Source organism: Streptomyces sp. S186 (assembly GCF_051603415.1).
Classification (GTDB): Bacteria; Actinomycetota; Actinomycetes; order Streptomycetales; family Streptomycetaceae; genus Streptomyces.
In genome coordinates this window covers 7,233,664-7,245,589 of the sequence record NZ_CP193932.1, presented here as the reverse complement: position 1 = coordinate 7,245,589, position 11,926 = coordinate 7,233,664, and the positions used below count along the sequence as shown (strand labels likewise).

15 protein-coding genes are annotated in these 11,926 nt (G+C 71.3%); 9 read left to right on the top strand and 6 right to left on the bottom strand.

The window, feature by feature from the left end:
- The first annotated feature begins 458 nt into the window (after nt 1-458).
- Together ACRAS8_RS31320 and ACRAS8_RS31315 are read left to right on the top strand one after the other, a co-directional pair.
- Nucleotides 459-896, top strand: a complete 438-nt coding sequence (locus ACRAS8_RS31320; protein WP_438489346.1) for a protein-tyrosine phosphatase family protein — start codon at nt 459-461, stop codon at nt 894-896.
- Nucleotides 897-910: 14 nt separating this feature from the next.
- A complete protein-coding gene (locus tag ACRAS8_RS31315) occupies nt 911-1,348 on the top strand; it encodes a DUF4345 domain-containing protein (RefSeq protein ID WP_438489345.1) in 438 nt (145 codons plus the stop codon).
- 119 nt (nt 1,349-1,467) lie between these two features.
- Here the strand turns inward: ACRAS8_RS31315 and ACRAS8_RS31310 are convergent, their stop codons facing one another.
- On the bottom strand, nt 1,468-1,764 hold the full coding sequence (locus ACRAS8_RS31310) for a hypothetical protein (protein ID WP_438489344.1): 297 nt from the start codon (nt 1,762-1,764) through the stop codon (nt 1,468-1,470).
- Nucleotides 1,761-2,483 (bottom strand): HNH endonuclease family protein, encoded by a 723-nt coding sequence (locus tag ACRAS8_RS31305; protein ID WP_438490653.1) that lies wholly within the window; start codon nt 2,481-2,483, stop codon nt 1,761-1,763. The genes ACRAS8_RS31310 and ACRAS8_RS31305 overlap by 4 nt, the downstream gene beginning before the upstream one ends.
- A 218-nt stretch (nt 2,484-2,701) precedes the next feature.
- Here ACRAS8_RS31305 and ACRAS8_RS31300 point away from each other — a divergent pair, with 218 nt between their 5' ends.
- Nucleotides 2,702-3,289 (top strand): AAA family ATPase, encoded by a 588-nt coding sequence (locus ACRAS8_RS31300; protein ID WP_438489343.1) that lies wholly within the window; start codon nt 2,702-2,704, stop codon nt 3,287-3,289.
- Between the two features lie 33 nt (nt 3,290-3,322).
- On the opposite strand, the gene ACRAS8_RS31295 is transcribed toward ACRAS8_RS31300, so the two are convergent.
- On the bottom strand, nt 3,323-4,369 hold the full coding sequence (locus ACRAS8_RS31295; protein WP_438489342.1) for a DUF5954 family protein: 1,047 nt from the start codon (nt 4,367-4,369) through the stop codon (nt 3,323-3,325).
- A gap of 217 nt (nt 4,370-4,586) precedes the next feature.
- On the opposite strand from ACRAS8_RS31295, the gene ACRAS8_RS31290 reads away from it, so the two are divergent.
- Entirely contained in the window at nt 4,587-5,081 is a 495-nt protein-coding gene (locus ACRAS8_RS31290) for a nucleotide triphosphate diphosphatase NUDT15 (protein WP_438490652.1), read from the top strand.
- Nucleotides 5,081-5,797 (top strand): N-acyl homoserine lactonase family protein, encoded by a 717-nt coding sequence (locus ACRAS8_RS31285; protein ID WP_438489341.1) that lies wholly within the window; start codon nt 5,081-5,083, stop codon nt 5,795-5,797. Before ACRAS8_RS31290 ends, ACRAS8_RS31285 begins: the two co-directional genes overlap by 1 nt.
- 30 nt (nt 5,798-5,827) lie before the next feature.
- Here the strand turns inward: ACRAS8_RS31285 and ACRAS8_RS31280 are convergent, their stop codons facing one another.
- Complete coding sequence (locus ACRAS8_RS31280; protein WP_438489340.1) at nt 5,828-6,628, bottom strand: maleylpyruvate isomerase family mycothiol-dependent enzyme; 801 nt, start codon at nt 6,626-6,628, stop codon at nt 5,828-5,830.
- A gap of 65 nt (nt 6,629-6,693) precedes the next feature.
- Here ACRAS8_RS31280 and ACRAS8_RS31275 point away from each other — a divergent pair, with 65 nt between their 5' ends.
- The 4 genes from ACRAS8_RS31275 to ACRAS8_RS31260 all read left to right on the top strand — a co-directional run bounded on the left by ACRAS8_RS31275 (nt 6,694) and on the right by ACRAS8_RS31260 (nt 10,780).
- On the top strand, nt 6,694-7,347 hold the full coding sequence (locus ACRAS8_RS31275; RefSeq protein ID WP_438489339.1) for a C39 family peptidase: 654 nt from the start codon (nt 6,694-6,696) through the stop codon (nt 7,345-7,347).
- 229 nt (nt 7,348-7,576) lie between these two features.
- Complete coding sequence (locus ACRAS8_RS31270; RefSeq protein WP_438489338.1) at nt 7,577-7,909, top strand: hypothetical protein; 333 nt, start codon at nt 7,577-7,579, stop codon at nt 7,907-7,909.
- A gap of 211 nt (nt 7,910-8,120) precedes the next feature.
- Entirely contained in the window at nt 8,121-9,770 is a 1,650-nt protein-coding gene (locus ACRAS8_RS31265; RefSeq protein WP_438489337.1) for an APC family permease, read from the top strand.
- A 218-nt stretch (nt 9,771-9,988) separates the two neighbouring features.
- Nucleotides 9,989-10,780, top strand: coding sequence for a class I SAM-dependent methyltransferase (locus tag ACRAS8_RS31260; RefSeq protein ID WP_438490651.1), 792 nt, complete (start codon nt 9,989-9,991; stop codon nt 10,778-10,780).
- 42 nt (nt 10,781-10,822) lie between these two features.
- Here the strand turns inward: ACRAS8_RS31260 and ACRAS8_RS31255 are convergent, their stop codons facing one another.
- A complete protein-coding gene (locus ACRAS8_RS31255) occupies nt 10,823-11,266 on the bottom strand; it encodes a hypothetical protein (RefSeq protein ID WP_438489336.1) in 444 nt (147 codons plus the stop codon).
- Between the two features lie 288 nt (nt 11,267-11,554).
- Nucleotides 11,555-11,710: a hypothetical protein gene (locus ACRAS8_RS31250; RefSeq protein WP_438489335.1), complete on the bottom strand. Its 156-nt coding sequence runs from the start codon at nt 11,708-11,710 to the stop codon at nt 11,555-11,557.
- Nucleotides 11,711-11,926 lie beyond the last annotated feature (216 nt).

Below are 11,926 nucleotides of genomic sequence, written 5' to 3'. Positions count from 1 at the left end.
TCAACGACTCGCGTTCGTGTCTTCGTGTCCTCGTGTCTGCATGTCTCCGTGCCTGTGATGCGGCCCGCGCGTGCGGTGTCAACCGCGTGCCGCGCCCGGACTGTCCACGGGGGAGAAATTCGAACGAAACCGGGCCGCGTTCCCTCACGGACATCGAACCCGCCCTTCTCCCCCGAGGCGCACGATGGGCACAGGTGCCCTACAAAACGGCCCACCCCGGTCCCCGTAACGGGGCATCCGGGGGCAGATGTTGGACGCACGTTCCCCTGGCCGGGACAGTCCGTGGGGGGCCTGGCTTACGACCATCGGCGGCCGCTCGAACAGTCCGGGTCGCCCGCACGGGGGATTGCGGGCGGCGAATCGCGGGCAGCCACTCGCGAAGAGTGCACGGGCGAGGGGCGAGGCGCTCCTTGCGGCTTCCCCCGCTCAACTCGCCCCGGGCGAACTAGGGTGAACGTGTGACCGAGACCGAGACTTGGAACGCCACCGACCCCGGAGTCCTGCGCCTGCCCTCCGGTCGCCTGGTCCGCGGCCGCGGCCTGCGCCACCCGCTCCCCGCCGGCCCGACACCCTCCTACGCGGTGTATCTGCTCGGCAAGAAGCCACCCCAAGTGCCCTGGGAATCCCATTGGTTGGCCTGGCCGGACTTCCGTCTGCCACGCAGCCGCACCGAGGCCCGTCGCGTGTTCCGCGAGGCATGGGAGCGGGCGGCGGAGGAACGGGTCGAGCTGGCCTGCGGCGGCGGCCGCGGGCGGACGGGCACCGCACTGGCCTGCCTCGCCGTGCTCGACGGCGTACCGGCCGACCAAGCGGTGGAATTCGTCCGCCGGCACTACGACCGGCACGCCGTGGAAACCCCTTGGCAGAAGCGGTACATCCGCCGCTTCACACCATGACGAGGACGGTACGCATGGACCCGAACCCCCACCCGGAAGCGGGCACGGGCACCGGCAAGGCCAAGGCACTGAAGGTGCTCGCCTGGACCATGGGCGTGGCCTGTGTCGCGATCGGCGTCTACCACCTCGCACTCGGCATCGCCTCGGTGCCGGGCGAGGAGGCGACCAACGCCACCGTCGACAGCCGGGAGCGCTTCTACAACGCGATCTTCCTCGGGTACGGCCTCGCCTGGATCTGGGCCGCCCGCCGCTCGCCGACCCCGTCGGCCGCGGTGCGCCTGCTCAGCGCGGTCTTCCTGCTGGGCGGGATCGGCCGGGCGCTGTCGGTCCTCGTCCACGGCTGGCCGCACTGGTTCCAGATCCCCCTGTCGGCCGTCGAACTCCTCCTCCCGCCCCTCTACTTCTGGCTCGCGGACGCCGACGAGAAGGCCGTCGGGTCGAGGCACGACTGACGCGACGCGGGGCGCATGGCGCGGGGCACAGGAGCTCGTGCGAGATCGCCGTGTGGAGAGTGCCGGGTGCGAGGTCGCCGGATGCGAGGCGCGGCCGCCGATGTCGCGGCGGCCGCCTCTCAGGGACGCGGCGCAGTGCCGGGCACCTGGGCGGCGCCGCCGGTGCGCACCGCGTCCAACACGGCCCGGTGGAGCACCGCTACGCCCCCGGGCGGAATCCGGACCGGCCCGCCTTCGAGGTCGTAGCGGTCCTCCGCACCGGTGTACTGGATGACGACCCGGGCCGTGCCGTCGCCCCGGTCGGTGGTGGTGACGGTCAGGTCGCCGGTGATGACGCCGACCTGAACCGTCATTGCGCCACCGGGCCCGGCGGTGACCCGGTCGGTGAGTGGTGAGTCGGGATCGGGGATGGTCACTGTTCGCAGGTGTCCAACATCTCGGTGAGTTTCGCCTTTTCCGGTCCGGTGATGTTCAGGTGGTAGAGGTGTTTGACGTCGGTCCAGGCGCGGGCGTAGGTGCACCAGTAGGCGTGCCGCGGCGGGGCCCACTGGTCCGGGGACTGGTCGCCCTTCTGTCGGTTGGAGGAGGCCGACACCGCGATCAGCTGGGAGTGGACGAGATCGTTGGCGAACTTCCGGCGCTCCGGGGTGGTCCACCCGTCGGCACCGGACCGCCAGGCGTTGGCCAGCGGCACGATGTGGTCGATGTCGAGCTGCCCGGAGTGGGTGAAGACCTTGGCGTCGTATTCGCTGAACCACGTCCCGGAAATGGCCCGGCACTTCTCGTCCTGCTTGGTGTTCTCGCCGTCGCGGGCGAGGACGACCTCACGGGTGTCGCATTCCCCGTACTGCTTGATCCAGTGCGGGAATTTCGCACGGCTGTAGCCGTTCATCGAATGCGGTGCCGCGGTATGCAGCTCGGCGAGTTCGTCCCGTGCTTCGTCCACGGGCGGTGGTTCCGGAAGCCGCAGCGGAATGGTGTCGAATGCGGTGTCGGCGGGCCGCATCGCGGGGGCGGGCGCGGGCGCGGGGCCCGGATGGGGAGCGGCTATCGCGGTGGTCGAGCCGGTCGGCAGAACTGTCGCGACGATCAGGGCTGTTGTAGTGGCGGCGCGGCGCCACCAGGCGTTGGTCAGCACCCGGGAAGCATCACCCGCCGAAACGGTTCCGCATTCCAACGTTCACCCATTGGCAGCAATTACCGGAATCCAGGGCGTAATTGAGAAGGCGACAACAAGCCAGCAGTGAGTGGCACCATGCAGGACGCCGAAATGGCGTGCGCAAGGACCCCCGGCGTTGCGATGATGCAGCCGAAGGGGAGGGGATGATGTGGTCGAAGGGGAGGGAGCGACGCATGACGACGGACAGCGGCCGGCCGGTGGGACAGGTGGCGGCGCCCGGCTGCCTGATCGTCTCGGGGATGCCGGGGGCCGGGAAATCGACGGTGTCGCCGCTGGTGGCCGCGCACCACGAACGGGCGGCGCACATCAACGGGGACTTCCTGTCGTACATGGTCGTCCAGGGGCGGGTCGGCTTCCTCGGCCGGCCCGCGGCCGAGTCGCGGCGGCAACTGCTGCTGTGCGCCCGCAACATGTGCACGCTCGCCAACAACTTCGCCGAGCAGGACATCTTCCCGGTCATCGAGTACGCCATCGCCGACCGCGCACTCCTCGACTTCATGGCCGAACTGCTGCTGCCCCGGCCGGTGATGTTCGTCGTGCTGGCCCCGCCGCCGGAGGTCTGCCGGCAGCGCAACGCCGCACGCCCCGCCCGGGAGCGCGTCGACTACGACATCGCCCCCTTCTACCGCGCGATGCGCGAGGAACTGGGCGGAGTGGGGTGGTGGCTGGACAGCTCCGGGCAGACGCCCGAGGAGACCGCCGCCACGATCGCGGCCGAGGCCCGGCACAGGGCGGTGCTCGCCGCCGGTCACCGGTCGTAGTACAGGGTGCTCATCGGTCGTAGTGCTGGATGCTCACCGGTCGTAGTGCAGGGTGCCGTCCTCGTCCATGGTCGGGTGGATCTTCGTCGGGCCGTAGTCGTCCACGTCCGACGGGCGGGGTGGCTCCGGGCCGTCGGGGCCCATCCGGATCATCCGCTCGATGCGGCAGATCTGGAACTTCCGGTCGCCCACCCGCACCTCGTCGGCCCGGCCGGCGGCCTTGAACTCCTCGGCGGCCCGCGCGTACCGCTTCCGCTCCTCCTCGTCGAACTTGTACAGCTCGGGCCAGAACTCGACCATGGCGTCGAAGAGCAGCCGCCGCGCCTCGTGCGGCGTCGGCATCAGCGCTCCCCGTGGCTGCCAGCCGCCGGAGCGGCGTTCGGCGACAGCGAAGCCGACGGGCAGCAGCACGACGTTCGGGTGGGTGGTGCACGCCCGCTCGGAGTCCTCGCGGACGGCGGCCGGGAAGCGCGGCCCCGAATAGGCGAAGTCCTGGAGCGCCACCTTCATGGCGGCGGCCATCGGGCTGGTCTCCCGGCCGGGGACGAGGCGGAAGTCGCGGTCCGGTGAAGGGGTGTCGTTTCGGCCATCCCAGTCACGGTCGGCCGGCTCGGGGTCGGTGGGCCGGGGCGGCTCCAGCCCGCCCCGGCCGCTGCGGGCGAACTCGTCGCCGCGGACGATCCGGTAGCGGGCCCCGCACACCGTCAGGTCGTCGATCGGTTCGCTTTCCAGCCGTGCCACGGCGGCGAGCAGTTCGCGCCGTACGGCGGGATCGTCGGTGTCGTCCTTGGCCTTGAACCAGAGATGGGAGTTGAGGGTGTCCCGGGCATCCTGCGGAGTACCGTCGGTCACAGGCTTCAACACCCGCCACTGCGAGGCGTGTTCGGGCACCTTCCCGTGGGGTACGGCATGCGCGGGATCGAGCACGGCGAGACCGAAGACCGGGCCGCGGAGCGCGAGGTCCGGGTAGCGGCGGGACGCGTCCACCGCATCCGCCTCCGCGACCCATTCGGCCGGGTCGTCGCGTCGCACCAGTTCCTCGTGGAGCCGGTCGATCTGTCGCTTCCAGTCTTCGGTCATGAGCGCATTGTGGTCGTTGTGCGGTCCGCGTTCGGCCGGAACGATGGATGTGGCCCACCCCCATGGGTGAATGTGGGGGAAAGTGTTGCCGCCCCCGAGACGGGGCGGGTCCACGAAGAACCGACGACGAGCCGCGAAGTCGACGAAGAGTCGAGAAGATGAAGAGGTGGGAAGGGACGGCATGGTCAGCGGAACAGGCATGGTCAGCGGAACGGGCATGGGGACGAACGCGGTGGCGAGCCGGCAGCGCGGTGACCGGCCGCCGTCGGCACAGGCCGTGTTCGGGGTCGGCGTCATCGTGCTGGACGCGGACGGGCGGATCCTGCTCGGTCTGCACCGCGCGGGCACCTGGGAACTGCCCGGCGGCAAGGTCGATCCCGGCGAGAGCGTGCGGTCCGCCGCGGCCCGGGAACTCCACGAGGAGACCGGACTGCACGCGGAGCAGGACGACGTCCGGATCTTCGCGATGCTGCACGACGATATCGAGGGCCTGAACCGCATCACCATGGCGTCCCTGGTCACGCGCTGTCAGGGCACGCCGTACGCGGCGGAGCCGCAGCACATCAGCCGCTGGGAGTGGCACTCCCCCACCGCGCTGCCCGGCCCGCTGTTCACCCCGTCCGCGCAGATCCTCACCGTGTGGCGCCCGGAGCTGGAGATCGTCGCGCCGACGGCGCACCGGCTCGATGTGCTGTGCGTGGGGACGACCTGATGCCTACAACCTCAGCGCACATGGCGGTGCACCGGCTCGACCTGGGCTACTTCATACGGCCGGCGTCGGAGACCGGCGGCCCGGAGCCCCGGGTGGAGCCGGCACTCGGCTACCTGGTGGAACACGAGCGGGGCCGACTCCTCTTCGACACCGGCATCGGCGCCGCCGACCCGGAAACCGAGGCCCACTACCGTCCTCAACGCCGGTCGCTGCACGCCGCGTTGGCCACCGCAGGGATGTCCGTCGACGACATCTCCCTCGTCGTCAACTGCCATCTGCACTTCGACCACTGCGGCGGAAATCCCCTGCTGGCCGGGAAACCCGTCCTCGTGCAGGACGTCGAACTGGCCACCGCCCGCCGGGGCGACTACACCATCGACGAACTGATCGACTTCCCGGGCGCCTCCTACGAGGAACTCAGCGGCGAGGCCGAGATCTGGCCGGGTGTCCTGATCGTCCCGACCCCCGGCCACACCGACGGACACCAGTCACTGGTCCTGTGCCGCCCCGACGGCACGGTGGTACTGGCCGGCCAGGCCCACGACTTCGCCTCCCATTACGCCTCCGACCACCTGGCCCGCCAGGCCGCACTCGACGGCGTGGCCCGGCCGCTCCCGAGCTACCGCCCCTGGCTCGACCGGCTCGCCGCGTTCGATCCGTGCCGGGTGTACTTCGCCCATGACGGCTCGGTCTGGGGGCCGCCACGCCCGGCGTGACGCCGCGCCAGGCGTGACGCCCCGTACCGTTCAGGCGCCCGGCTTCCCGGCACCGTCCCACCCGGGGACCGGCGGCAACGGCCACGCCGGCGGGACCGGCAACCGCCCGACGGGCACCGCCGCCACTCCGTCGGTAGCGCGGCCGCTCAGCCATCCCAACAGGACATGACCGGGCCCGGCGACCGTCGGCCCGGCCGCCCGCGACACGCTCCAGGCCCGCCCCAGATCGACGGCCTCGACCCGGGCGAGGGGGAAGTCCCGGGCGGCCAGCGCGGCCAAGGTGCTGTCCAGGGCCCACACCACATATCCGGCGGGCCAGTCGGCCGTACGGTACCCGGCACCCAGGTCGACGTGGTGGGTCTCCAGCTCGCGCCAGCACCGGTAGAGCGTGTACCAGGCCGGATGCGCCCAGCCGGCCAGCGCGGTGACCAGCGTTTCCCAGGCCCCGGCGGGCATCGCGCGGGCGTCCTCGACCAGCCGCGCCAGAGCGGACCGCACATCCTCTGCCAGCGCGACCGCCGGGCGCGCCGCCCCGTCCGCCACCGCCCGCGCGAGCTCCGCGCTCCCGGCCCGCGGTCCGGGTCCGGCTCCGTCGCGCGCTACGGTCAGCAGCCAGACATAGGCATCCGCACTGCGCGCCACATGGGCGAGGACATGACCGCGGGTCCAACCGGGAAGCAGGGACGGGGCCCGCACCTCCGCGTCGGTGAGCCCGTCCAGCGTCGCACCGAGCCGCACACCGGACCGAACAACCTCCCCGATGAGACCCGCGATCTCGCCCGGCCGCGCCCGACAGGACTGACTCGCGGACTCCGGCACGCTTCGGGACACGTCGTCCCCCTCCCGATCTCGACATCTCGACATCTCGACGCGGTTTCTCACCGGTACTGTGCACCATGACCATCCGCCGCGCCCTCGTCCGCCCCGTCCCGTACCACTCCCAGTGGGCGTCCCCCGAACTCGTTCCCGCGCTGCTCGCCGGGACCACGTCGGCCGCCGAGGACCCCCGCTGGCCGGAATACGGCGCCAAGAGCCCCGAGGAATACGCCTGGTGGTCATGGCGCCTGTGCGGGATGGCCTGTCTGCGGATGGCGCTGGGCTTCTGGCGGAGCTCGGCCCCGACCGCCATGGACCTGGCCGCGGAATGTGTGGACGCCGGCGCGTATGTGCGTCATGCGGACGGCCTGCATGGCCTGATCTACGCCCCGTTCGCCGCCTACGTGGAGCGCCGCTGGGGTCTGCTCGCCGAGTCCCGCTCCGAGCTTCCCCGGGAGGAGATCCCCCCACTGATCGGCGCCGGCCGACTCGTCCTCCTTTCCGTCCACCCATCCATCCGGGACGCGGACCCCACCCCGCCGCAGCGGGGCGGCCATCTCGTCCTGGCCGTCGGCGTCACCCCGGACCATGCCGTCGTCCACAATCCCTCCGGACTCCCCGGCCACTCACAGGAGTTCGCGCACGTCACCTGGGAAAAACTGGACCGGGTGTACGCCGGCCGCGGGGTCGTACTGGGGAACCGCATCGACCGCCTGGAGGCGCAGCATGGGTGACCGGGCTGGACGTACGGCAGGACGGGACCGGGCCGCGGTGCCCCCGGTGCACTCGCGCCCCCGGTGCCCTCGTATGAGTGATGGCCAACTCCCCACATCACAAAGGAACATGGAGGACAGGAAGAAGACGGGAAGAAGAAGAGCCGAGCGGCACAACGGGTGGAGCCGCTGAAGCAGCCGGAGTCGCTGGAGCAGCCGGAGCGGCGCGGCGGCGGGGAGGAGCGCCAGCGTGGCGACGGATACGCGAGGCGGGGCCACCGGGCGAGGCGAGATCCGACGCATCCCCGTCGAGAACATCGGACGCGGTGGAGTCCGGAGCATCCCGTCCGAAGACATCGGACGCGGCGGGGTGCGGCGCATCCCGTTCGAGGGCATCGGCCTCGTCTTCGCGCTGGCCGTGAGCGTCACCGGCATCGTCTGGACGGCCGGGTCCGACGAGACCGGCGTGGAGGTCGCCCCGTCGAGCACCCACACCCTCCATCACCACCCCTCCGCCACCCCGACCCCGACCCCGACCCGGGCACCGGCGCCGCCGCACCACGCCCCGGCCTCCCGCCCGTAGGACCGGGCCGCCGCCCCCTCCGGCGCCCGGCCCCGGCGGCGCTCCCGGCGCGGCGTGCCACGTCCCCTCTCGCCATTCCGGAAGTATGGGGACAAAAGGTACGCGCACGTAAGCCCGCCCGTGCGGCTCCAGCGGGCTCGTCGTCACCCACCACAGCCGCCGTAACCGCCGCACCCGCCGCCACCCGTCGCAGCAGAACGAGGGCACGCCCATGGAGATGCACAAGCCGCCCGCGCCGGCCGCGCCCCGCAATCCCGGCCTGAAACGAGACATCGGGCTGATCGGCCTGATCTGGACCTCCGAGGGGTCCATCATCGGATCCGGATGGCTGTTCGGGGCGTTGTTCGCGGCGCAGGCGGCCGGCACCGCGGCGCTGGTCTCCTGGGGTATCGGGGCCGTCGCCATCATCATCCTGGCGTTCGTCCACGCCGAGCTGGGGGCGATGTACCCGGTCGCGGGTGGCACCGCGCGCTTCCCGCACTACGCCTTCGGCAGCGCGGCCGGCGCGTCCTTCGGCTGGTTCTCGTGGCTCCAGGCGGTCACCGTGGCACCGATCGAGGTAATGGCGTCCCTGAACTACCTCAGCGTGCACGCCCCCTGGGTACAGACCGGCAAGAACCACCTCACCCCGGCCGGCTACGGACTCGCCGTCGCCTTCATGGCATTCTTCGTCGTGGTCAACTTCTTCGGCATCCGGTGGCTGGCCCACACCAACAGCGTGGCGACCTGGTGGAAGCTGGCCGTCCCCGTCCTCACCATCGTCGTGATGGGGACCGCCGCCTTCCATCCCGGCAACTTCGGCTACCAGGGCTTCTCGCCGTTCGGCGCCAAGGGCATCCTCTCGGCGGTCAGTACCAGCGGCATCATCTTCGCCCTCCTCGGCTTCGAGCAGGCGGACCAGTTGGCGGGTGAGAGCAGCAACCCGGCGCGGGACATCCCACGGGCGGTGGTCGGCTCGATCCTCATCGGTGTGCTGGTGTACGTCCTGCTCCAGGCGGTGTTCATCGGGGCGCTCCCGCACAGCGCGTTCGCGCACGGCGGCTGGGCCGATCTGTCGTTCGGCGGCAAGGCCGGACCGTTCGCCGGCCTTGCCACGTCGATCGGCCTCGGCTGGCTGGCGACGCTCCTCTACATCGACGCCGTCATCTCGCCGTCCGGCACCGGCCTGGTCTATGTGACGGCCACCTCCCGGGTCTCGTACGGGCTCTCCCGCAACGGCTATGTGCCGGCGGTCTTCGAGCGCACCACCAGGCGGGGTGTGCCGTGGCTGGGCCTACTGGTCGCCTTCGTCGTCGGGCTGATCGTCTTTCTGCCGTTCCCCACCTGGCAGAAGCTGGTCGGCTTTGTGACGTCGGCGAGCGTGCTGATGTACGCCGGTGCCCCGCTCGCCTTCGGCTGCCTGCGGAGACAGGACCCGGACCGGCCGCGGCCGTACCGCCTGCCCGGCGGCCTCTTCTGGGCTCCACTGGCCTTCATCGTCGCCAACCTCATCATCTACTGGGCCGGTTGGGACACCCTGTGGCGGCTCGGTGTGGCGATCGTCCTCGGCTATCTGGTCCTCGGCGGTTCGGCGCTGCTCAAGCTCAATCCCATGACCCCGCACCCGGACTGGCGGAGCGCACAGTGGCTGCCGGTGTATCTGCTGGGCATGGGCGTGATCTCCTGGCAGGGCGGCTTCTGCAGCACGGGCCCGGCGTCGAAGGTGTCCTGCGGCGCGACGGACGCCATTCCGCTGTGGTGGGACATCGCCCTCATCGCCGCGTTCAGTCTCGCCATCTACTTCTGGGCTCAGGCGGTACGCCTCCCCGACGCCGAAACGCAGGAGTACATCGGGTCGGTGGAGGTAGTGCCTGGGGGGTGAGGGGGGACGGGGCGAGCGGGAGGAGTTCCGGTAGGGCCGGAGGGGCGGGGTCCGCGGGCCTGGGCGCAGCGCGCCAGCCGGACGATGGTGCACTGCGGCTGATCGACCCGGCCTGGGCACCTGCCGCACTCCGACGTAGCCTCGATCGAGGACAGATTGTCAGGGTGGTGGCGGTGGACGGATGCGCGGAGCCGGAGCGGTCCGGCGGCGGCATGCAGGTGGAACGGAACATCCGGACGGTGGAGGACGTACTGCGGCTGCTGGACGGCCTGTTCGCGCCGGAGGCCGACCGCTGGACGGCGGGTGCCGCCGGCTGGTGGGACGACTTCTACGCGGACCGCGACCGGCCGGTGCCGTTCTTCGTGGCCAAACCGGACGAGAACCTCGTCTCGTATCTCGATCGCGGGCTGATCACCGTGGGCCGCGCCCTGGACCTGGGCTGCGGTCCGGGCCGCAACGCGCTGCATCTCGCCGCGCTGGGCTTCGAGGTGGACGCCGTGGACCTCTCCCCCGCCGCCGTCTCCTGGGCCGAGGACCGCGCCCGCCAGGCAGGAGCAGGGACAGAGGCAGGGGCAGGGGCCGGCGCAGCGATCCGCTTCCACTGCGGCGACGCCTTCACCGCCCTCGCCGATCCCGCCCATGCCACGGACAGCGGACTCGCCGGCGGCCCCTACGACCTGATCTACGACTCCGGATGCTTCCACCACCTGCCGCCGCACCGCCGCATCAGCTACCTCGCCCTCCTCGAACGTTCCCTGGCCCCCGGCGGCCACTTCGGTCTCACCTGCTTCGCGGTCGGGGCGATGGGTTCGGAACTTCCGGACGCCGACTTCTACCGCGAGCCCGGCCTCCATGGTGGCCTCGCCTACACCCCGGACTCGCTGCGCGCCCTCTTCGCCGACCTGACGGAGGTCGAACTGCGCCGGATGCGGGACGAGCCGCCGGAATCGCCCTCCTTCGGGGAGGCGTTCCTGTGGACGGCCTTGTTCCGTCGCCCGGGTCAGAGGTAGCCGCGGTGGGCCGGCCAGCTGCCGGGGCCGGCCCGCGGTGGTCTACTTGGCGGCGAACAGGCCGCGCAGATGGCTGCCGTTGGCGACCACGATGACGCCCAGCAGCGCCAGGCCGCAGACGCCCTGTTCTATCTTGAGCCACGCCGGGAACGAGCCGGGGATCGCGATGATGACGGCGATGGCGACCGTCATGACGGTGGCGACGATCCGCATCCTGCGGTAGGCCCCTCGGGAGCCACGGGCCGCTCGCGCAGCGAACACATACGTCAGCAGAGCGCTGACCACGACGATGCTCGCCCGCACCCAGACGGCGTCCGTCACAAGGGCGGTGTCGCTACGGAGCAGGTAGATGGCCGCGAGGGTGAGCACGCTGAGGCCGAGGTAGCCGCCGATCAACAGCTTCAGGCCACGGAAGGCCCTTATGCTGCTCGGGTGTTGGAGGGCCTCGGCGGGAACCGCGGTGGGGCGCGCGCTCCGGGCATTCATGATGGTGGTCCCTTCTGCTTCCCTGCTTCCCGGCGGGGCCGTGTGTCCCGCCGAACGGTCATCTCCAGGATCCGGCCGCCGAGACCGCCATTCATCGCCCCATCGGACGACTCCCGAAGCACCCCGCCTCGGGGGCACGCTAAGGGGACCCCCTAGGGGCCCCAGCACCACATCTCAGGGTCGCCGCCCCGCGGCCCCGGCCCTCAACTACCGCCCGCTGCCCAAGCGTTGGCGGCCCCGGCCCCACGTACCATCACTCCGACCGCTGCCGCCGATTTCGGCCCCTACTCAACCGGAACGAGGCTGCGACCTCTGGAAGCGGCGGGCCATGCCGCCCCTGGCGTAGCCGGCCTCCGTGCCGAGGCCCTGGGAACCGGGGAAGCGGACCAGGCGGCCGTCGAGATCCTGGGGCCACTGCGCACCGACCTCGGTGTCCCTCGTCACCGACCGAGACCGCAGCGGCGTGGGCGGACGACTCCAGCCCTGTGATGAGGCGGCTCGACGACGGCTCGGGAGCGGCCCTCGGGGGCTGATTTGCCCCGGGCCGGGGGCGGTGTGCGACAGTGGGCGTTCCGGTCGGCCGGGCGCTTCGCGTGTGCGGAGGCGGCCGCCGGGATCCCATACCCCCAGACACCGAATGACGGTTACGGCCGTGCCCTG

Coding starts and splice junctions, on each gene's coding strand:
- ACRAS8_RS31315 (WP_438489345.1), top strand. CDS start 911: ATGGACCCGAACCCCCACCCGGAAGCGGGCACGGGCACCGGCAAGGCC.
- ACRAS8_RS31300 (WP_438489343.1), top strand. CDS start 2,702: ATGACGACGGACAGCGGCCGGCCGGTGGGACAGGTGGCGGCGCCCGGC.
- ACRAS8_RS31285 (WP_438489341.1), top strand. CDS start 5,081: ATGCCTACAACCTCAGCGCACATGGCGGTGCACCGGCTCGACCTGGGC.
- ACRAS8_RS31255 (WP_438489336.1), bottom strand. CDS start 11,266: ATGAATGCCCGGAGCGCGCGCCCCACCGCGGTTCCCGCCGAGGCCCTC.
- ACRAS8_RS31290 (WP_438490652.1), top strand. CDS start 4,587: ATGGGGACGAACGCGGTGGCGAGCCGGCAGCGCGGTGACCGGCCGCCG.
- ACRAS8_RS31275 (WP_438489339.1), top strand. CDS start 6,694: ATGACCATCCGCCGCGCCCTCGTCCGCCCCGTCCCGTACCACTCCCAG.
- ACRAS8_RS31265 (WP_438489337.1), top strand. CDS start 8,121: ATGGAGATGCACAAGCCGCCCGCGCCGGCCGCGCCCCGCAATCCCGGC.
- ACRAS8_RS31295 (WP_438489342.1), bottom strand. CDS start 4,369: ATGACCGAAGACTGGAAGCGACAGATCGACCGGCTCCACGAGGAACTG.